Raw genomic sequence first — 20,101 nt, forward strand, 5'->3', positions numbered from 1 at the left:
GTCAGTTGCCGACGTCCCCCACGGCCAAGACGGCCTTGCCGGCCACCTGCCACCCGCCGATCGATCGAGCAACGCTGTTGCTGCTTCCGGGAATTGCTCCCACCTGCCGCGCCAGTAGTCTTCCGGCGCGAGTTTCCCGCCACCAACAGCCCTCAGGCGTCCGCGAGTTGCGGTCCATCCACGCAGTCGAGCCTGAGGTCGACCGGACAGTCGACACTTTCCAACCCGACCGCAACCGCATCGGCAGCCAACTCGCGCCCCCGGCCCGGGCCGCGGATCCGACCGCAGCGATGACGTGCGCCCCGCCCAGCACTGCGAGTTGGACCGCATTACCGACCGATGCCTCCGGCCGCGCCAGTAAGCAGGACGATGCGCTCTGGGACCTCAACTCCCCCCACCCCCCGCCGCTTCACCCACGCCCCCAAGCCACGGCCTGGCTCGAAGGCAGCGCCCAGCCGGCGAAATGCTGTCGACCCAACCGCATCTGGCAACACCGCGCCACTCCTACCCGTACGGCCGACGAGTCTGAACATGTGGAAGGGCGCAACGTTCCGCGGTCGTTCTACAGGCTGACCGACGCCGCGAACCTGCCGCGCATCCGGGTGCACGATGCCCGGCACGGCGCGGCCACCCTGCTCGCCGCCGGGAACGTGCATCCCCGCGTGGCTATGGAGATCCTGGGCCACAGCAAGATCAGCGTCACGATGGATGTCTAAACGCACGTGCCCGATGCGCTGAAGCGTGAAGCCATCGCGCACATGGACCGCATGCTCACCCGTCGCCGGACCCGACCAACGGCGTTGATGTCAAAAGTAGATGTCAGAAGCCCCGGAGCTTGATTGCTCCGGGGCTTCTTCGCTGGTGGGCACAGACAGACTCGAACTGTCGACCCCTGCTTTGTAAGAGCAGTGCTCTAACCAACTGAGCTATGCGCCCGCGGGGGACAGAGTACCGAATCGGGGCTGGTGCACGTGCACGTGTTTCGGTGGGGGCGGGTGGGGCGCCTGTCGGCGGTGGTGGGGGCGGACCTGGGAGGATGGGGGCGGCAGTCCGCGGACGGCGACGGGAGCGGGAGTGGCACTCGGGGCAGTACGGCACCGGATCGGTTCGGGGGTTGCTGTGCTGTGGCCCGGGGTTGTGGTGGTGCATGCGGCGGCGGTGGCGGTGGTGCTGGTGGGGCCGGGGGCGTTCGCCGGAGGTGAGACGCGGCCGTGGCGGCGTCGGCGGGAGGCGGCGCGGGCGGCTGCGGGGGCGGCGCGGGAGGCGGCCGGGGAGGCGTTCCTGCGGCTCGACACGGCGCAGCGCGACCTGCGGATTTCGTTGGAGACGGTACGCGCGGTCGAGCCCACCGACGCGAGTGCGGACGCGCTGCGCCGGTTCGAGACGCTGAGCGATCTGGTCGACGAGGCGAGTGCGTCGTACATCGGGGTGATGGACCGGCACCCGCTCGATTCGGACGACCTGGAGACCACGGACTACGACGCCGCGCGCCGGGAGTTGGAGGCGGTGGCGCGGCGGCTGGACGACGTGGGCAAGGAGTTGGAGCGGTTCGGCGGGTCGATCGGGCCGATGATCGCGCGGGCCGACGCCGCGCTCTCGCAGTTGCCGCCGAAGACCGAGCAGGCCCGGCAGACGGTGCGCGCGGCGGAGGCGGCGGTGCGGGTCGCGGTGCGCGAGGGGTTGGCGTCGGCGGCGTACGAGCAGCGGTTGGCCGCGCTGCACGCCGACCTCGCCGAGTTGGAGAAGGGCGCGGTGGCGCACGGCGTCGGCGGGACACTCGCGCTGGCGGCCCGGGTGACCACGACCGCGCAGACGCTCTACGAGGAGGCCGACCGCCTCCCCCGCCTGCGCGACGACGTGACCAAGCGGCTGTCCTCGCTCCGGACCAGGGCGCAGGCGGTGGCCTCGCGCGCCGACAATCTGGAGCCGGCGCTGAGCCGCCTGCGCCAGGGGTACAGCGCCGCGTGCTGGGCCGACCTGGAGGGCACCGGCGCCGCGGTCGCGCGGGCCGTAGAGGTCGCCGAGGCGCGGATCGACGAGGCGTCGGCGGCGGCGAACGGCCGTGAGTGGGCGGACGCGGTGAGCCGCCTCGCGACCGCGCGAGCCGCGCTCAACAACGCCGATGAGGCCATGGCCGCCGTCCACGACCGCCTTCGCGACCTGGACGAGGTGGCCCGCGACCCCGAGGGCGAGATCGAGCGCACCCGGTTCGCCCTGCGTGACGCGCAGCGGCTGGCGGTGGGCGACCGCGCGGCGGCGGAGGAGAAGTACGCCCGCAGCCTCGACGCGCTCGTCTTCCGTCTGGAGGCCGTGGGCGACCAGGTGGACGTCCCGCACCCGGACTGGTGGCGGTTCCTCACCGAGACCCGGGCGATCCGCACCCAGGTCGCGCGCATCGTGCAGCAGATCCGCGACGACCGTGCCGGCGGACCGGTGTGACCCTCACCTCGGGCCGGGGTGGTCTCACTCGGGACTGCGGTGACCTCACCCCGCGCTCCAGGTGACCCTCGCCCCGGACCGGTCGACGCGAGGTGACCTTCACCACAACACCATCGACAAATAGGGCAAAAGCCACAGAGTTGTCGACAGTCGGTCAGTTCCCGGCAACCCCGGGCGACCGTCGCCACAATCGCCGGGTCGCCCCCTGCCTTTTCCGGCGTTTCGACGTTTAGGGTGCTCTGAACCGCGGTAGGGCCGGGACCCAGGTCCGGCTCCTCAGGACCGAGTCCCCTGTGCCGCGGAAGCCGCAACAGTCACCTCGGGGACGTGCCATGCCCGTGATGCTCATTCCGATGCTCGCCTTCGTCGCGCTCGCCGCCGCACCCTGCGTCGCCGCGCTGCGCCGCACGCCGAAGGCCTCCGGCGCGCAGCCGATGCCGATGCACAGCTCCGACCTGCACGACGTGCGCCGGATGCTGCACACCGCGTACGAGGAGGAGCGCGACCTGCTGCACGAGCAGGCCGTACGGTGGCTCAACTCGCTCGGCCGCGGCCCCCTCCGTGTCACCGACGCGCACCCCGCCCCCCGCGGCCTCGGCGGCGACACCGTCGTGCTGAGCGACGGCACTGTCCTGTGCCTGTCCGCGACCGGCAGCGTGATCCACGATCTGGTCCGGGCGCTGGACCACTTCACCGAGGTGGCGCTGACGCGCGTACGGGCCGCCCGCGACGGCTTCGAGCTCACCTTCGACATCGAGGGCAGTCCGCTGCACGCCAGCGCCGAACTCCTCACGGTGCGCGGCGCCGACGTCTGACCCGCGGTCGGCCCCCGACCCGCAAGGGCGTCCGGCAGGGCCCCGGCGTGCAACCCGCCAGGGCCCGACGCGTGACCCGCTGAGCCGCTAAGCCGCCGCGGCCTCCACACGCCCGAGCAGCCAGGCCAGGATCTCCTCGCCCGCCCGTACCCCCGCATGCCGCGTCACCGTTACGTGCGGTGCGGTCCATCCGGTCTCGGCCAGTTCGCCGTGCGCGGGACGGATGCCCTCGTCCGCGGCCCGCAGCAGCTCGATGTCGAGCAGCGAGTCGCCGGCCGCGAGCACCGTGTCGGCCCCGGTCCGCCGCCGGACCTCGTCGACCGCGGCGCCCTTGGTCAGCGACTCCGGCACGAAGTACAGCTTGCGGCCTTGCAGCGAGACGCCCCAGCCGCGCTCCCGCGCCCAGCCGGTCAGCTCCTCGACCACCCCGTCCGGCACCAGCTCGCGCTCCAGCACCAGGTACGTGAACAACTCCTCCGCCACCCGCAGCTTGCGCACCCACTCGGGCGCGACGACCGCCTCCAGGTGCGCCACGACCTCGGCCAGCGGCGCCGACTCCTCGGCCAGCCGCTTGCGCACCCCCGCGTTCCAGTCCTCGTCCGTGACCCCGTCCACCAGCAGGTGCCCGCCGTTGGCACAGATCGCGTACTCGGCGGTGCGGCCCGGCAGTTCGATGCGCTCGTACTGCGCGCGGGTGCGCGTCGTGGTCGGCACCAGCATGGCCCGCGCCCCGAGTTCGACGATGGTGCGGGCGGACGCGCGGGACAGGAAAGAGATCGGCTTGCCCTCGTGGATCTCCACGCACTCCAGGTCGGGCGGCTGCTCGCCGGGGCCCAGGCCCAGCCTCGCGGCGGCCTTCGAGTAGATCAGGGTGCGGTCCAGGTCGCACGCGGCCACCACGGTACGGGCGGTCGGTTGCGGGTGGTCGTGCCTGGCCTTCGTCACGTGGCTCCAATGTCGCGGCGGAATCCGGGCTTGACCAGGCCCACGCAGGAGTACGGCAGTTCGTCCACCTCGACGACCTCCACCCCCCGCTGGTCCGCGAGCATGCGGACGTGGTCGAGCTCGGTGCCGACACCGCGTCGCGCGAGGATCTTCCACGGGACACGGCGCAGCAGAACCCGCGTGGTTTCGCCCACGCCGGGTTTGATCAGGTTGACGTTGTCGATCTCGTACTCGGTTCCGATCCGCTCGACCGCCCGCCAGCCGTCCCAGCTCGGCGCGCGGTCGGACCCGGCCAGCGCCGGCCAGTCCCGGGCGACGTCGTCGGCGACGGCTGCGAAGCGCCCGGAGACGGTGTCGAGGAAACGGTTCGACACGTCGGCGCCGGCCAGGTCGCGGTAGAACTTGGCGCCGTGGAAGTCGTCCGGTCCGATCAGCCCCTCGCGCAGCACGGTGCGCGAGACGAGGCCGGAGACGGTCGAGTTCAGGCACGCGGACGGGATCAGGAAGTCGTCGCGGGTGCCGTACGTCCGCACGCACGACCCCGGATCGGCCAGCACCGCCAGCTCGTCGGAGAACCGCATGCCGGTGGCCTCGTGCAGCTCGTCGAGCGCGGCGGTCAGCTCGCGCGTGATCGCGCCCTTGCCGGTCCAGCCGTCCACGAACATGATGCGCGAGGGGTCGTACGCCCGGCCCAGCCAGCGCAGCGCGACCGCGTCGATGCCGCGCGCCCGGACGATCGAGACGGCGTAGTGCGGCAGGTCCAGGCCGTGCGCGTACGCCGCCCAGCGACGCATCAGGATGCCGACCGGGGTGCCCGCCCGGGCCAGCGACACCAGCACCGCGTCGCGCCCGCGCTCGGCGAGCACGATCTCGGTGACCACGCCGACCGCGTGCGCCAGCCGGTCGGCGGACAGCTCCAGCGCGCTGTGGAACAGTGCCTGGTACTCGGGCGAGGGCTGGTACTCGATGGGCAGCGACTCGGCGTAGTGCGCGCCGCCGTGCTGGATCGCCTCCTCACGCTCCTCCAGCGGGGCTTCCAGCTCGACGTCGGACAGATCCTTGAGCAGCCAGGCGACCTCGTCCGCGGCATAGGAGGAGAACCCGGGGCCGTAGAGCGGCTCGGGCAGTTTTCCGGTGTCGCGAACGGTCATACGGCCACCTCGCTGTCGGGAACGTCTGTTGCGGTGTTCGGTGCGGTTCTCGGTGCGGTGTTCGCCACGGTGTTCGCCGCGGTGCCCTGGGCGGGGCCCGACCGGCGACCGGGCACGTAACTGGGCACGACCACCAGGGCGACACGGTCCGCCACGCCCGCGAGCACGTCCAGAAGCCCGCCCTCGGCATGCAGCGCGGGTGTGTCGGCCACCGAGTCGGTCACCAGGACAATCGTGTCGAACCGCCGCACGGGGTCCGCGCCCGGGTCCACGTTGTACGTGAAGCGGTCGCCCGGACCGTCCGCCGGATCGTCGTGCGACGGGAAGGTCAGGCGTGTGCGGATCGCGTAACCGGGATCGTCCACGGCGAGCACCGGGGAGCGGGTCGTGGTCGAGTAGCGGACCTCGGGCCCGCCGACCTCGTCGGCACCGTCCACGGACCCGCCGCCGAACGCGTCGGCCAGCGCGCGGGCGAGCCGGAGCGGGACGTACATCAGCTCCTCGCACCCCAGCACCAGCACGCGGCGGGCGCCGGGCAGACCGTCCGCGAGCCGCGCGCCGAGCTCGGGCAGGGCCTTCTCCAGCCCGGCCTGGTGCTCGGCGGTGAAGCCGTGGCGGCCGCCGTCCGGCAGGCCCTCGGGCCAGTCCAGCGCCAGGCGCACGACCGAGCCGGGCACCGCCGCTGCCCTAGACCCCGCCGCCGTCCGCGCCCGCCGTCCGTCCTCCTGCCGCGCCTCCTCCGACGCCACGACCTCGGCGCCCCGCGTCAACGCGTCGTGCGGCAGTTCGACGACTCCCGTCGCGAGCGAGACCACGTCGATGCGCGCACCCAACCGGGCCGCGAAGGCAGCCATGGTGTGGCGGTCGGCAGGCGTCCGGACGTCGATCAGCGCCGCGATGACGTACCGCGTGCGCGGCGCAACCTCGTGCAGCGTCTCGATCGTGTTCAACACCGTGCGCCCGGTGGAGAGTTCGTCGTCCACGAGGACGAGCGGCCCGCTGCCCGACAGCAGCTCCCGGTCCTGCGGCAGCAGCAGATGCGAGGTCGCGTGCGAGTGCTCCTCCTCGAACCCGCCCAACGGCGCGACCCCGTCGACCGGGCGGCGGGTCGAATGGAGGTACGTCGCGCCGGGCAGCGCCTCCGCGACGCAGTGCCCCAGGCCGGTCGCGGTCTCCGCGTACCCGAGCACCACAGGGGTCGCGCCGTCGCCGCGCAGGGTCTCGCGGACCCGTTCCCCCAACGCCAGGCCCGCGTCGTGCACGACGTGCGGGAGCTGCGGGACGTGCTTGCCCAGGACCGTCGACACGAGCAGGTGCGCGCGGCGCGGGTTGCGGCGCAGCGCGAGACCGATGAGCGCGCGGAGGTCGCCTGTCCCGTCACCTGCCCCGGGGTCTGTCGCGAGCACATCCGTCGAGATGCGCGGGCCTATGGAGTCCGCCGCGGGGCCCAGGCGCACGCCCAGACGCCGCGAGACCCAGGTGCCGCTCCACTCGGCGGCGGCCGCCGTCACCAGCCCGTTCACGCCGGCCCGCTCCCGTCTCGACCGTCACGAACCTCGCCGCGCGCACTGCCGTTACGAACCTCGCCACGCGCACTGCCGTCACGAGCGCCGGGACCGTCGCGACGGTCGCGACCGCCACGAAGACCGCCGCCGTGCACCGCCCCGCCGTCCAGTTCCCCGCCGTCCAGTTCCCCGTGGTCCGGATCCGCACGGCTCGGGTCCTCGCGGTACCGCGGCGCCACGACCGCGCGCACCGGCCCGGACGCCGAAGCACCGTCGAGGGTCGCCTGCGTCCAGCCCGCCTGCGCGTTCGCCGTCGCCGCGAGCAGGTCGACGAAGCTGAGGTCCTCCGCGGCCACCCCGAAGGCGCCGGCCCGCCGCATGACCGCCTCGGCCCACGCGCGGTGCGGCTTCACCTCGTTCATCTTGTTCGTGTACGCCGACCGCAGCACCCCGCCGCCCGACGCGCCCTCCGCGAGGATGTCCGAGGCGTCGCTGAACTCCTCGTGCGTCACCACCGACATCGCGTGGATGACCGCCACGTGGCTCGGGTGGATCGCGGTCTTTCCGAGGAGGCCGTTGGCCTTGTCCAACTCCAGTTCGCGGATCAGCCCGTCGAGGTCGGCGGAGATCAGGCGCGAGCGCAGCGCGACCGCCTCGTCCGGGTCCTCGGCCTCCGCGAACGGGGAACGCCGGAGCTGGGGCTTGAACAGCCGCTCGCCCTGCGGGAAGTACTCCCACACCGGCCCCGAGATCACAAAACCGGTGCCGTCGGAGCGTCCGAAGACATTCACGATGTCGGCGATCAGACCCGCGACCAGATGCACGTCGTACGCCGTCAGATCGCGCGAGCGGCGCAGCGCGTACGCCGACGCGAAGTCCGTGGCCCCTATCCGCACCGCCAGAATGTGCTCGCGGTGCGCCTGAATCAACGCCGACAACTCGGTCAGCATGCGCTGGCGGTACTCCAGGTACGCGATGCACGGCGATTCCAGCACCGGCATGCCGAGCAGCCGCCGCCCGCTGTCCAGGCTCGCCTCGACCAGCGCCTTGAGATAGCGCGCACCGCTGTCCGGCTCGAACTTGGGCATGACAAAACCCGTGAGGGCGGACAGCGACGACCCCAAGCGCTCGGTGAGGTCGGTGATCTGCTCGGGTGCGCGCACCCGGACGAAGAGCAGCGGCCCTTGGGCGCCCGATTCCGCGTGCTCGGTGAGCTGGGCGACAAGGTTGTGCTCGCCCATCTCGACGTCGCGGTCGTCGATGGCGTCCTCCAGGCACAGCACCATCGAGGTGACGCCGCGCGCCGCCTGCTTGGCGATGTCGGCGGCGAGGGTCGGCCGGGTCGCGGGGCTGTAGAGGGTCGCGCCGAGCGCGGCAGCCAGAACGGCCGGTTCCGATTCGCGGCCGAACTCCTGCGGCGGACGGTGGAACAGGTGCTTCAGCTCCCGGTCGTCCAGGAAGGCGAAGTGGCGCATCTTGTTCCCCCTTGCTGTCGGGTATCCGGTACGGGCGCGTCCCCCGCGCGCGGCTGCGTTTGCGGGACATGTTTCGCGCCCCTTGGCGCGGTCGCGCCCAACCGGGAATCCCGGCAGGCACACATACGGTAACCGAAAAGCAAAATGACAGAAGATCCCTCTGGTTGCATGCGTCAGACGTTCACGGGCTCGTCACAGACGTGACACACGCGGTCCAATCCGGAGGGCTCCCGTCCACCCCCGCCGCGAATTGCCTGGCGGGAAAGCCGGTTACAGTACTTGGTCACACAACGTAGCGGCCCGGAAACGCCTGTAACACCGGGACAGGGGGTGCCGCGCGTTTCGGATAACGGACAACCCGGCCCCCCGGTTCCGCTCCGCCGCGCCGGGCCGCCCGCGTTGAGTGCCGGGTGCGGAAGCGGGCAGGATGGGCGCATGACGCAGGTGATGACCAAGGGCGCGAACACGGTCCTCGGCGCGGACTCGGTCCGGGTCGTCCTGGAATGGCGCACCGGTCCGGGGGTCCCGGACATCGACTGCTCGGCGCTGCTGCTCGGCGACGACGGGCGCGTGCGCAGCGACGCCGACTTCGTGTTCTACAACCAGCCGAGCCATCCGTCGGGGGCGGTGGTGCACGGCGACAAGGTGGTGGCGCCGTCGGGCTGCTCGGACGCGTTCCGGGTGGACGTGAAGGCCCTGGAGAAGAGCGTCACGCGCGTCGTGGTGGCGGGGTCCGCGGACGGCGGGCGCGTGAGCGCGGTTCCCGGGCTGATCCTGCGGGTGTTCGACGCCGCGGGCGGGCGGGAGCTGCTCAACTTCCCGATCGCGGGCGCCACGACCGAGACCGCGTTCGTCTTCGGCGAGATCTACCTGCGCAACGACCAGTGGAAGTTCCGGGCGATCGGCCAGGGGTACGACGCCGGGCTCGCGGCCCTCGCGACCGACTACGGCATCAACGTGGACGACGAGCCGGAGCCGGAGCCGCCCGCGGCCGCCGCGCCCGCACCGACGCCGCAGAGCGCCCCGGCGAGCGCGCAGCGCACCCCGCAGAGCGCCCGGCAGACTCCCGCCGCGCAGGCTTCTCCGGCCGCGTCCCCCGCCGCGGCTCCGGCGCGCGGTCCGGTGGGCCAGCCGTCGTCTGCCTCGTCGCCGTGGCCCACCCCCGCGCCGACCACCGAGAGCCCGAACCCGCCGTCCCCGGTGGCGGCATCGTCCGGTCCGGGGGCCGCACGGCCGGGCGGCCAGGGTCCCGGTTCGGGTCGGCCCGGTGCTCCGACGCCGCCGTCCGACCTCGCCCCGACCGCGCTCATGCCGGCGTCGCTGCCGGCCGATCCGCCGCCGCTGCCCGCGGCTCCGGGCCGCCCGGGCGCGGGCCAGTCCTCCCCCGGCGGCGCGTCCGCCGGTGCCACGGGCCCGCAGACGCCGTACGGCGGCGCACCGATCCCCCCGCCGCCCGGCCCGCACACGCCGGTGGGCGGATCCGGCTTCCCGCAGACCCCGTCGCAGGGCGCGCACGTACCGCCGCCGCCCACGCTGGGCACCCCGCCCGGCGGCAGCACCCCGGGCACCCTGCCGACGCCGCCCGGCATCATGCGCATGCCGCAGGGCGGGCCGCAGTACGCCGTGGGGCCTGCGGCCCAGCACCCGGGAGGCTCGCAACCCGGTTCCGGCCCCGGCCACCACTCGGGCCCGGGCCACCAACCGCAGCACGGCCAGCCGCAATTCGGCCAACCTCAGCCCATGCACCCGCAGCCCGGCCCGCACCCCCCGCAAGGCCACTTCCCGCCACCCTCCGGCCCCGCCGGACACCCCCCGCAGACCCAGTGGCTCAACTCACCGCCGCAAGGCCCGCAATTCCAATAACCCACCCCGGCAAGGCGCCGCCAAGCCCCACCCCGCAAGGCCACTTCCCGCCACCCTCCGGCCCCGCCGGACACCCCCCCCGCAGACCCAGTGGCTCAACTCACCGCCCCAGGGCCCGCAATTCCAATAACCCACCCCGGCAAGGCGCCGCCAAGCCCCACCCCGCAATCGCGCGGGGTGGGTGGTAACGCGACGCGTAACACCGATCCCCGGCGCGACGCTACTTGTAGCCGCGGGCCCAGACGAGGCCCCAGCCGAACGCGCGGTCCAGTTCTGCCTGGAAGCCGTCGATGTAGCGCACGACGCGCCGCACGGTCATGTCCTCGCCGTCGTTCTCCAGCAACGCCACCGCGCAGGTGCGGGCTCCCGACGACCGGTCGTCGAGGCGGACCTCGATCGGGCGTCCGGCGTTCGGGAAGAGGCTGACGACGCCGTTGGCGTGGTCGAAGGCCGGAGTGCCGTCGTAGATGTAGACGAAGATCAGCAGCCGCTTGAGCAGCCGGTTCTGGTCGAGATTGATGAACATCGTCTCGCCGGACGCCGAGCCCGTGCGGTCGTCGTGGTCGAGGCGGACATACGGGGCCTGGTTGAAGTCGCCGTACAGGTTCCCCAACGCCTGGACGACGCCCTTGGAGCCGTCCGACAGCTCCCACATGCACCCGAGGTCCAGGTCGATCTTCTGCGGGAGCGGCGGCGACTCGACCTGGAGCGGGCGGAACAGTCCGCCGCGCGGTTTGGCCGGCGGCTCCTCGTAGAACTGGTTCCAGTGCAGGTTGACGCGCAGCGTCCCGTTCGCGGACCCCTGGCGGGTCAGCGACACCTCCGGCGAACTCCGCGTCAGCGTGACCTTGTGGCTGCCGGTGTCCGTCTCACCGACCAGCCCCTGTTGCCGACCGAACAACGGCATTGCGCCCTCCCCGCCCGTGCGACCCACCGCGTGCAGTGACGGTGTAGCCACAAAAATAGCCGTACCGCACGCGCTTGTGTGGCCGCGCGTGCGGTACGGCTGTTCCGGACCCGGTACCGCGAGCCGACGGGTTGCCCGGTCGGTGCTCGCGGATCAGTGCCTCAGGGGCGGGCGGTCCGTCCGGTCAGACCTTCGCCTCGACTTCCGGTTCGGCCCCTTGCCCGTTGTCCTTCCCTGGCTCGTGGCCGATCCTGCGGTTCCTGATGACCGACGAGGCGAACGCCGCGCCGATCAGCGCCACGCCGATGACGCCGGTGATGACCTCGTTGATGTGCTGGCCGATGGTGACCAGCAGGACGACCGCCAGCGCGCCGATCGCGTAGTGCGCGCCGTGCTCCAGGTAGACGTAGTCGTCGAGAGTGCCCTTGCGGACCAGGTACACGGTCAGCGAACGCACGTACATCGCGCCGATGCCGAGGCCGAGCGCCATCTCGAAGATGTCGTTGGTGATGGCGAACGCGCCGATGACGCCGTCGAAGGAGAACGACGCGTCGAGGACCTCGAGGTAGAGGAACAGGAAGAAGGCCGCCTTGCCGGCGAGGCCGATGATCTTGCCGTTGGCGTCGCGCCGGCCCCCGGCCTTGGCCGCGCCCTCGTTCTCGCCGTCTTCGTCGTCGTCCTCGTCCTCTTCGAGTTTGTTCTCGAAGTGCTCGGACAGACCGCCGACGACGAGATAGGTGATGAGGCCCAGCATTCCGGAGATCAGCACGGTGGCCGTCTTGTCGGCCGTCTCGTGGTCGCCGACCAGCGCGTCGGCGCCGTACGTGGTGCCGACGATCAGCAGCACGCCCAGGGCCACCAGGACGGACAGCACATCGAGCTTGCCCAGGCGGGCGAGCGGCTTCTCCAGCCAGGCGAGCCACTTGTGCTCGCGCTCCTCGAAGATGAAGTCGAGGAAGATCATCAGCAGGAAGATGCCGCCGAACGCCGCGATGGACGGGTGCGCGGCGGTGACCAGCTCCTCGTACCGGTCCTTGTCGTTGATCGCCAGGTCGATCGTCTCGATCGGCCCGAGCTTCGCCGTGATGCCGACGATGAGCAGCGGGAACACCAGGCGCATGCCGAAAACGGCGATGAGAATGCCGATGGTGAGGAAGATCTTCTGCCAGAACTCGTTCATCTTCCCCAACACGCTGGCGTTGACCACCGCGTTGTCGAAGGAAAGCGAGATCTCCAGGATGGACAGGATCGCGACGACCGCGAAGCCCTCCCACCCCCAAAGAATGAAGGCCAGGGCCAAACCGGCGATGGTGACGCCGAATGACCAGCCGAAGGTACGGAGCAACACGGGGCAGGAGTCCCTTTCCTAGTCCAGACTGCCGGGCGATGACACAGTGCGGGCTTCGGGCCCGGAAAACACAGCGAGGGCCGGCCACCGTGGCGACCGACCCTCGACAGGACCGATCACTGCACGCTGACCCCGAAGTCCAGGGCGATGCCCCGCAGCCCCGAAGCGTACCCCTGGCCTACTGCGCGGAACTTCCACTCCCCCTGGTAACGGTAAAGTTCTCCAAAGATCATGGCCGTCTCGCTTGACGCATCCTCGGTCAAGTCGTAGCGCGCAAGCTCGTTTCCGTCCGCCTGGTTCACGATGCGGATGTACGCGTTGCGCACCTGGCCGAAGGTCTGGCCGCGCGTCTCGGCGTCGTAGATCGACACCGGGAAGACCACCTTCTCGACCGTCTGCGGAACGAGCGTGAGGTCGACCATGATCACCTCGTCGTCGCCCTCGCCCTCACCGGTCAGGTTGTCGCCGGTGTGCTCGACCGAACCCTCGGGGCTCTTCAGGTTGTTGTAGAAGACGAAGTAGTCGTCGCCCAGCACCTTTCCCGCCGCGCCGCACAGCAGGGCGCTGGCGTCCAGGTCGAAGGACGCGCCCGTGGTGGCCCGCGCGTCCCAGCCCAGACCGACCAGCACGGTGGTCAGATTCGGAGCCGCCTTGGTGAGCGAGACATTGCCGCCCTTGGCGAGGGTGACCCCCATGTATTCCTCCTGCTTCGCATAGTCCCCGGTCGAAGCGTAGTCAGCAGTGGTATGCCGCGTCTCGACCCCTGATGAGCTTCAAGGGATATCCCTCTGGTGCCCCGGCCGGAAGGCGCGCGGCAATCCACCGCGGGCCACGGACCCGGCCGAGAACGCGCGACGCCCGCCGGCGCGGGGCCGACGGGCGTCTCAAGGCGTTTGTTCGTCAGACGTTCACGCCGAAGTCCTGCGCGATGCCGCGCAGCCCCGACGCGTAGCCCTGACCGACCGCGCGGAACTTCCACTCCGCGCCGCTGCGGTACAGCTCGCCGAAGACCATCGCGGTCTCGGTCGAGGCGTCCTCGGTGAGGTCGTACCGGGCCAGCTCGTTGTTGTCCGCCTGGTTCACGATGCGGATGAACGCGTTGCGGACCTGGCCGAACGACTGCTGCCGCGTCTCGGCGTCGTAGATCGACACGGGGAACACGATGCGCTCGACGTCGGCGGGAACGCCGGCGAGGTTGACCTTGATCGCCTCGTCGTCGCCCTCGCCCTCACCGGTGAGGTTGTCACCGGTGTGCTCCACGGAGCCGTCCGGGCTCTTGAGGTTGTTGAAGAACACGAAGTGCCCGTCGGACAGGGTCTTCCCGCCCTCGTTGAGCAGGATCGCGCTGGCGTCCAGGTCGAAGTCCTGACCGGTGGTGGTGCGGACGTCCCAGCCCAGGCCGACCAGGACGGCCGTAAGGCCCGGGGCCTCCTTGGTCAGGGAGACGTTGCCGCCCTTGCTCAGGCTGACTCCCACGAGTCCTCCATAAGATCGTGGAGCTCGCCGCGGTGGCGGTGCTCCGGAATTTGCCGTGTACGGCTGGACAACGATCCGATCCTAGTCAGGAGTTCCTGGCCACGGCATGATCTGGCCGGTGTCGTCGCCAAAGCCGAGGGATCTCCGGAATTCTCAGAGCGTGCCGAGCGCCTTGACGTAGTCGTTCAGGTCCCGGGCGTCGGGCAGGGCGTTGACGACGCTCCAGCGCACGACGCCCTCCTTGTCGATGATGAAGGTGCCGCGGACCGCGCAGCCCTTCTCCTCGTTGAACACGCCGTACGCCTGGGCGACCGCGCCGTGCGGCCAGAAGTCGGACAGCACCGGGTATTCCAGGCCCTCCTTCTCCGCGAAGACCTTCTGCGTGAACATCGAGTCGCACGACACCGCGAGCAGCTGTACGTCGTCGTTCACGAACGTCGGCAGTTCGTCGCGCAGCGCGCACAGCTCGCCCGTGCACACACCGGTGAACGAGAACGGGTAGAAGAGCAGGACGACGCTCTTTGCGCCCTGGAAGTCCGACAGCTTCACGATGCTGCCGTGCTGGTCCTTCAGCTCGAAGTCGGGGGCCTTGCTGCCGATCTCGACGGCCATTTGGTGCGTCCTTTCGACCAACTGCGGTGTGACGGTGTCGCGCCCCGGGCGGGGCTTCACGAGGCACAGTCTGGCACCCGGCCCGACCGGCCGTTCGGCCCGGCCGCTTGGCTGCGATATGTCCCGGGAAAGATGGTGGTCATGTCCACGACCGCACGGCCGTACGAACCCGCGGGCGCCTCCGACCCCGGCCCCGGGCCCGCGGGCGCCGCGCTCGGTGTCGCCTCGACCCCGCTCGCCGCGCAGCGCAGCCGCGCCCTGCTGGCCTGGGACGCCTTCCGCGACCTCGCCGCCGGCGCCGACCCGGACGCCCCGTCCCGGCTGCCGGGGTGGACCGGTCGCGCGGTCGTCGCGCACCTCGCGTCGTGGCCGGCCGAACCGCTGCTCGACCGCCTGCTGGCCGAGGCGCGCGGCACCCGCGACCCCGCGGCGCGGCCGCTCGACCAGGACGCCGCCAACGCGGCCCTCGTCGACGCCCACCGCGACGCGACCGCGACGGAACTTCTGGACGCACTCGACGACGGCCGCGCGCGGCTGGTGGCGGCGTTCGACGCGGTGGAGCGGGAGGGCATCGGGTTCGCCCGCACCGGTTCGCAGGTCGGCCCGGTGCCGCTGCTGACGCAGTTGGGCGCGATCGCATACGAACTGGCCGTGCACGCCGCCGACCTCGCACCCTGCGGCGCCGCCGAGCCGGACCCGGCGCTGGTGGACGCGGGGCTGCTGGCCCTCGCCGACATCACGGGCGCCCTGGCCGCGCGCTACGGCCTGACCGCGGAGAGTGCGCTCGTCGGGCCGGTCGGGGGCTGGGCCTTCACGGCGGACGGCGGCGGCTGGTCGGTACGGAGCGTCCCGGCCGGGAAATGCTCCGGCCCGGCGGTCCGGGCGAGTTCCGCCGCCCTGCTGCTGGACGCCTCGGCGGGTCGTCGCTCGGTGCCACCCCTGCTCGTCAAGCGCGACCTGCGCCTCGACAATGTTCCGGGCCTGCTGGCCCTGGCCCCACTGCTGGACCACGTACCGGGCCTCCCGGGCGGTCCCGCCCTACGCGTGGCCGCAGGCTGGCTGGGCGGCCTGGGCCGCGCGATAGTACGCATCCAGCGGTAGGTCGTGTCCTTCAAATTCCCGCCGGGCCCGCGGGCCGTGGCACGCTCCGGGCCTTGACGGCCCTCCCGAGTCGCCGCGTTACGACCCTTGCACGGCCAAACCCACGTCGGGACAGGGCCCAGTGTGGTGGCCGACGCCGACAGGGGCGCGAGGCGGGCTGACTCGTCCGCTTCCCGCGCCCCTGTCGGATGCGCTGGTGTCCGTCCCGCGGTCGCGTGGACCCGGGACGGGGCTCGCAGCCGCTACTTGCGGCCGCTGCTGCGGGCCGTCTTCGGGGCGACCAACCGGGCTCCGGACCAGTCCTTGGCGATCGCCGTGGTGGTGGTGCCCGAGAGACCGGCCGTCTGGGCCGACTCGCCGATGTCGCTCGGCTCGACGTACCCGTCCCGCCCCGTCTTCGGGGTCAGCAGCCACACGGTGCCGCCGTCCGTGAGCGTGGTCAACGCATCCACCAGGGAGTCGGCGAGATCGCCGTCCCCGTCCCGGAACCAAAGGATGACGACGTCGGCGACGTCCTCGTCGTAGTCCTCGTCGACGAGGTCGTTGCCCGTGACCTCCGCGATGGCCTCGCGGAACTCCTCGTCGCAGTCGTCGTCATAACCGAGCTCCTGGACCACCTGTCCGGGCTGGAACCCAAGCCGCGTCAGCGGGTTGGACCGTTCCTCCGCGTGGTCCGCGGTCGCGCTCACGAAGTGACCTCCCATGTTCGGCCCCGCTGTGTTCCGGAGCTGTGGCCGTAGTCCACACGCGCCGGGCTGTTCGCGCAAGTACCCAGGTCACGCCGCCACCCAAACACCACCGCGGGGAGGTATGTGGGGAACGCTCCGGCGTACGCCCGGCGCGCGTCCAGCCGGAACCGCGCCCGTGTGCGCCCCGGGCGCCGTCTACCAGCCCTGCCGTCGGCCGCCCGGCAGGTGCGTCGCGGCCTGTCCGGGAAGCGCCGTCGCTGCCGTCTCGACCTCCGCGTCGGGGCCCGGGAAGATCAGCCCGGTGTGCCCGTCGTCGAACCGCACGACGTACGGCGGCGCCCCGTCGGGCCCGCGCACCTCCAGGATCTCGCCGATCCGGTCGGCCCGGCCGACCGCGTTGCCGTGGACGTGGAGCCGGTCGCCGATCGTCGCGTGCATCGGATCTCCTTCCGCCGAGGATGCCCCGCTGTGTCCCCCGACGCGGCATCCATACACCTCCCAGACAACTACGCCGGTGCGGTCGGCGAAAGAGTCCGGGCGTAATCTTCTTGGTGGTTCGCGGATGCGGATACCCCGCACCTGCGTGCCGCCGCGTGTGGCGTCCGGCGACAGCCGGAGTCAGGGCATCGCCGCCCCTTGTCGCGGTAGCCGGAGACAGAGCGATACGGATCCACGAGGTCGATACGGCAGGGATGAGCACATGTGGGCGCTACGACCAGCACCCGCCGGGTTCATTACCGATCGGTAGAGATGACGGATACCACGTCCGGGTACCACGATGGAGGCGGCGCGACACCGCTCAGTGGCGGCCGACGTGCGAAGTCGCCGAAGAGATTCGGACAATTCGCACCCGGCCGATGATCGCAACATCTACCGATATGCGAAGGAACAGCGTGGCATCCGGACGAGAGCGCTTCTCGATCATCAGTGACGGCCTGCCGAGCCAGCTCCCGGACATCGACCCGAGCGAGACCGGCGAGTGGCTGGAGTCGCTGGATTCCGTCATCAACGAGCAGGGGCGGCAGCGCGCCCGCTACATCATGCTCAAGCTGCTCGAACGCGCCCGCGAGCGGCAGGTCGGCGTGCCTGCCCTGCGCAGCACCGACTACATCAACACGATCCCGCCGGAGAGCGAGCCGTGGTTCCCCGGCGACGAGGACATCGAGCGCCGCATCCGCGCCTTCGTACGCTGGAACGCCGCGATCATGGTGTCACGTGCCAACCGCCCCGGGCTGGGCGTCGGCGGCCACATCGCGACGTACGCCTCGTCGGCGAGCCTCTACGAGGTCGGGTTCAACCATTTCTTCCGCGGCAAGGACCACGGCGAGAGCGGCGACCAGATCTTCTTCCAGGGCCACGCGGCGCCCGGCATCTACGCCCGCGCGTTCCTGGAGGGACGACTGACCGAGCAGCACCTGGACGGCTTCCGCCAGGAGCACTCGCAGGCGCCGTACGGCCTCTCGTCCTACCCGCACCCGCGGCTCATGCCGGACTTCTGGGAGTTCCCGACCGTCTCGATGGGCCTCGGCCCCCTCGGCGCGATCTACCAGGCGCGGTTCAACCGCTACCTGCACAACCGCAACATCAAGGACACCTCGCGCAGCCACGTGTGGGCGTTCCTCGGCGACGGCGAGATGGACGAGCCGGAATCGCTGGGCAACATCGGCCTGGCGGCCCGTGAGGAGCTGGACAACCTCACGTTCGTCATCAACTGCAACCTCCAGCGCCTGGACGGCCCGGTCCGCGGCAACGGCAAGATCATCCAGGAGCTGGAGTCGTACTTCCGCGGCGCCGGCTGGAACGTGATCAAGGTCGTCTGGGACCGCTCCTGGGACTCCCTGCTCGCGCAGGACACCGACGGCGTGCTCGTCAACAAGATGAACACGACCCCGGACGGCCAGTTCCAGACGTACGCGGTGGAGTCCGGCGCGTACGCCCGCGAGCACTTCTTCGGCGATGACGCGCGCCTGCGCAAGATGGTCGCGCACATGACCGACGACGAGCTGGTCAAGCTCGGCCGCGGCGGCCACGACTACCGCAAGGTGTACGCGGCGTTCAAGGCCGCCCGCGAGCACACCGGCCAGCCGACGGTGATCCTCGCGCAGACGGTGAAGGGCTGGACCCTCGGTCCGAACTTCGAGAGCCGCAACGCGACGCACCAGATGAAGAAGCTCACCAAGGCCGACCTCAAGATGTTCCGCGACCGGCTCTACCTGCCGATCTCGGACCAGGACCTGGAGGCCGACGTCCCGCCGTACTTCCACCCGGGCGCGAAGTCCGAGGAGATGGAGTACATGATGGAGCGCCGCGCGGCGCTCGGCGGGACCATGCCGCAGCGCATCGTGCGCGCCAAGCCGGTCAAGCTGCCCGGCGACGAGGTCTACGCGCCGATCAAGAAGGGCGCGCGGCAGCCGATGGCCACCACCATGGCCTTCGTACGGCTGCTCAAGGACCTCATGCGCGACTCCGAGATCGGCAAGCGCTTCGTGCCGATCGCGCCGGACGAGTACCGCACGTTCGGTATGGACGCGATGTTCCCGACCGCCAAGATCTACAACCCGCACGGCCAGACCTACGAGGCCGTGGACCGCGAACTGCTGCTCTCCTACAAGGAGTCGCAGAGCGGCCAGATGCTGCACGAGGGCATCTCGGAGGCGGGCTGCACCGCGTCGCTGATCGCCGCCGGGTCGTCGTACTCGACGCACGGCGAGCCGATGATCCCGGTGTACGTCTTCTACTCGATGTTCGGGTTCCAGCGCACCGGCGACCAGTTCTGGCAGATGGCCGACCAGCTCGCGCGCGGCTTCGTGCTGGGCGCCACGGCGGGACGCACGACGCTGACCGGCGAGGGCCTCCAGCACGCCGACGGGCACTCGCACCTGCTGGCGTCCACGAACCCGGCGGTCGTGGCGTACGACCCGGCCTACGCGTTCGAGATCGCGCACATCGTCAAGGACGGTCTGCGGCGCATGTACGGCTCGTCGGACAAGCACCCGCACGGCGAGGACGTCTTCTACTACATGACCGTCTACAACGAGCCGATCGACCAGCCGGCCGAGCCGGAGGGCGTGGACGTCGACGGGATCCTCAAGGGCCTGTACCGGTTCAAGGAGGGCGCTGTGTCCGACAGCGGCTCCGCCGCGGGGAAGGACGGCGCTCCGCTGCACGCCCAGATCCTGGCGTCCGGCGTCGGCCTGCCGTGGGCGCTCGACGCGCAGCGCATGCTCGCCGAGGAGTGGAACGTCGTCGCCGACGTGTGGTCCGCGACCTCGTGGAACGAGCTGCGCCGCGAGGCGGTGGAGTGCGAGGAGCACAACCTGCTGCACCCGGAGGAGGAGCCGCGGATCCCGTACGTCCAGCAGGTGCTGGACGGCAAGCCGGGTCCGGTCATCGCGGTCTCCGACTGGATGCGCTCGGTGCCGGACCAGATCGCCCGCTGGGTGCCGTCGGACTACGCGTCCCTCGGGACCGACGGTTTCGGCTTCGCGGACACCCGCGGCGCCGCCCGGCGCTACTTCCACGTGGACGCCGAGTCGGTCGTCGTGGGCGTGCTCTCCGAGCTGGCCCGCCGCGGCGAGGTGGACGCGGCGACGGTCAAGAAGGCCATCGACCGCTACCAGATCCTCGACGTGAAGGCCGCGGGCGTCGGCACGGTGGGCGGGGACGCCTAGCCGCGGCGACGGCAAGCGCAACGCCGGAGGGCCCGGAACGCACCCGCGTTCCGGGCCCTCCGGCGTTCGCGTATGCGGGACGGGCGCTGCGAGATCGGGCCAGG

Annotated in this window: 14 protein-coding genes, 1 tRNA gene and 2 pseudogenes; 6 read left to right on the top strand and 11 right to left on the bottom strand. The window is 71.2% G+C overall.

All coding sequences use genetic code 11. The annotated features are described in order from the left end of the window. On the top strand, positions 1-716 hold a 716-nt coding region (locus tag ACRX5S_RS12370; protein ID WP_436772932.1), incomplete at its 5' end, for a tyrosine-type recombinase/integrase. A gap of 143 nt (positions 717-859) precedes the next feature. Here the strand turns inward: ACRX5S_RS12370 and ACRX5S_RS12375 are convergent. After that, positions 860-936: transfer RNA gene (locus ACRX5S_RS12375), tRNA-Val, on the bottom strand. Positions 937-1,074: 138 nt separating this feature from the next. Between ACRX5S_RS12375 and ACRX5S_RS12380 the strand changes: the two genes are divergently transcribed. Both ACRX5S_RS12380 and ACRX5S_RS12385 read left to right on the top strand, forming a co-directional pair. Further along, positions 1,075-2,439, top strand: coding sequence for a hypothetical protein (locus ACRX5S_RS12380; RefSeq protein WP_436772933.1), 1,365 nt, complete (start codon positions 1,075-1,077; stop codon positions 2,437-2,439). Positions 2,440-2,771: 332 nt separating this feature from the next. Further along, positions 2,772-3,254, top strand: coding sequence for a hypothetical protein (locus tag ACRX5S_RS12385; RefSeq protein ID WP_436772934.1), 483 nt, complete (start codon positions 2,772-2,774; stop codon positions 3,252-3,254). An 87-nt stretch (positions 3,255-3,341) separates the two neighbouring features. Here ACRX5S_RS12385 and ACRX5S_RS12390 read toward each other — a convergent pair whose 3' ends face one another. The 3 genes and pseudogenes from ACRX5S_RS12390 to ACRX5S_RS12400 form a co-directional block, all read right to left on the bottom strand. Continuing rightward, on the bottom strand, positions 3,342-4,199 hold the full coding sequence (locus ACRX5S_RS12390; protein WP_436772935.1) for an HAD family hydrolase: 858 nt from the start codon (positions 4,197-4,199) through the stop codon (positions 3,342-3,344). Next, a pseudogene (locus ACRX5S_RS12395) lies at positions 4,196-6,864 on the bottom strand (phosphoribosyltransferase). Before ACRX5S_RS12395 ends, ACRX5S_RS12390 begins: the two are co-directional and overlap by 4 nt. A gap of 305 nt (positions 6,865-7,169) precedes the next feature. Further along, positions 7,170-8,330 (bottom strand): annotated as a pseudogene (locus ACRX5S_RS12400) (HpcH/HpaI aldolase/citrate lyase family protein); the annotation flags it as partial. Positions 8,331-8,765: 435 nt separating this feature from the next. On the opposite strand from ACRX5S_RS12400, the gene ACRX5S_RS12405 reads away from it, so the two are divergent. Then, positions 8,766-10,193, top strand: a complete 1,428-nt coding sequence (locus ACRX5S_RS12405; RefSeq protein WP_436772936.1) for a TerD family protein — start codon at positions 8,766-8,768, stop codon at positions 10,191-10,193. Positions 10,194-10,413: 220 nt separating this feature from the next. Here ACRX5S_RS12405 and ACRX5S_RS12410 read toward each other — a convergent pair whose 3' ends face one another. The 5 genes from ACRX5S_RS12410 to ACRX5S_RS12430 all read right to left on the bottom strand — a co-directional run bounded on the left by ACRX5S_RS12410 (position 10,414) and on the right by ACRX5S_RS12430 (position 14,536). Continuing rightward, on the bottom strand, positions 10,414-11,100 hold the full coding sequence (locus ACRX5S_RS12410) for a TerD family protein (protein WP_436772937.1): 687 nt from the start codon (positions 11,098-11,100) through the stop codon (positions 10,414-10,416). A 184-nt stretch (positions 11,101-11,284) separates the two neighbouring features. Continuing rightward, positions 11,285-12,448: a DUF475 domain-containing protein gene (locus ACRX5S_RS12415; RefSeq protein WP_436772938.1), complete on the bottom strand. Its 1,164-nt coding sequence runs from the start codon at positions 12,446-12,448 to the stop codon at positions 11,285-11,287. 116 nt (positions 12,449-12,564) lie between these two features. Next, the gene (locus ACRX5S_RS12420) at positions 12,565-13,143 is read right to left on the bottom strand and encodes a TerD family protein (protein ID WP_436772939.1); all 579 of its coding nucleotides are present in this window, start codon (positions 13,141-13,143) and stop codon (positions 12,565-12,567) included. Between the two features lie 205 nt (positions 13,144-13,348). Next, positions 13,349-13,924, bottom strand: a complete 576-nt coding sequence (locus ACRX5S_RS12425; protein WP_436772940.1) for a TerD family protein — start codon at positions 13,922-13,924, stop codon at positions 13,349-13,351. Positions 13,925-14,077: 153 nt separating this feature from the next. Further along, on the bottom strand, positions 14,078-14,536 hold the full coding sequence (locus ACRX5S_RS12430; protein ID WP_436773203.1) for a peroxiredoxin: 459 nt from the start codon (positions 14,534-14,536) through the stop codon (positions 14,078-14,080). Positions 14,537-14,677: 141 nt separating this feature from the next. On the opposite strand from ACRX5S_RS12430, the gene ACRX5S_RS12435 reads away from it, so the two are divergent. Next, complete coding sequence (locus ACRX5S_RS12435) at positions 14,678-15,637, top strand: maleylpyruvate isomerase N-terminal domain-containing protein (protein ID WP_436772941.1); 960 nt, start codon at positions 14,678-14,680, stop codon at positions 15,635-15,637. A 242-nt stretch (positions 15,638-15,879) separates the two neighbouring features. Here the strand turns inward: ACRX5S_RS12435 and ACRX5S_RS12440 are convergent, their stop codons facing one another. Both ACRX5S_RS12440 and ACRX5S_RS12445 read right to left on the bottom strand, forming a co-directional pair. After that, positions 15,880-16,326, bottom strand: a complete 447-nt coding sequence (locus tag ACRX5S_RS12440; RefSeq protein WP_436772942.1) for a DUF3052 domain-containing protein — start codon at positions 16,324-16,326, stop codon at positions 15,880-15,882. 195 nt (positions 16,327-16,521) lie between these two features. Beyond that, positions 16,522-16,764, bottom strand: a complete 243-nt coding sequence (locus tag ACRX5S_RS12445) for a DUF1918 domain-containing protein (RefSeq protein ID WP_436772943.1) — start codon at positions 16,762-16,764, stop codon at positions 16,522-16,524. A 440-nt stretch (positions 16,765-17,204) separates the two neighbouring features. Here ACRX5S_RS12445 and aceE point away from each other — a divergent pair, with 440 nt between their 5' ends. Beyond that, positions 17,205-19,997, top strand: coding sequence for a pyruvate dehydrogenase (acetyl-transferring), homodimeric type (gene aceE / locus ACRX5S_RS12450; protein ID WP_436772944.1), 2,793 nt, complete (start codon positions 17,205-17,207; stop codon positions 19,995-19,997). The last annotated feature ends 104 nt before the right edge of the window (positions 19,998-20,101 follow it).

The sequence above is a fragment of the Yinghuangia sp. YIM S09857 genome (assembly GCF_051388915.1).
Classification (GTDB): Bacteria; Actinomycetota; Actinomycetes; order Streptomycetales; family Streptomycetaceae; genus Yinghuangia.

Coding starts and splice junctions, on each gene's coding strand:
- ACRX5S_RS12410 (WP_436772937.1), bottom strand. CDS start 11,100: ATGCCGTTGTTCGGTCGGCAACAGGGGCTGGTCGGTGAGACGGACACC.
- ACRX5S_RS12430 (WP_436773203.1), bottom strand. CDS start 14,536: ATGGCCGTCGAGATCGGCAGCAAGGCCCCCGACTTCGAGCTGAAGGAC.
- ACRX5S_RS12420 (WP_436772939.1), bottom strand. CDS start 13,143: ATGGGGGTCACCCTCGCCAAGGGCGGCAATGTCTCGCTCACCAAGGCG.
- ACRX5S_RS12405 (WP_436772936.1), top strand. CDS start 8,766: ATGACGCAGGTGATGACCAAGGGCGCGAACACGGTCCTCGGCGCGGAC.
- aceE (WP_436772944.1), top strand. CDS start 17,205: ATGCGAAGGAACAGCGTGGCATCCGGACGAGAGCGCTTCTCGATCATC.
- ACRX5S_RS12385 (WP_436772934.1), top strand. CDS start 2,772: ATGCCCGTGATGCTCATTCCGATGCTCGCCTTCGTCGCGCTCGCCGCC.
- ACRX5S_RS12435 (WP_436772941.1), top strand. CDS start 14,678: ATGTCCACGACCGCACGGCCGTACGAACCCGCGGGCGCCTCCGACCCC.
- ACRX5S_RS12445 (WP_436772943.1), bottom strand. CDS start 16,764: ATGCACGCGACGATCGGCGACCGGCTCCACGTCCACGGCAACGCGGTC.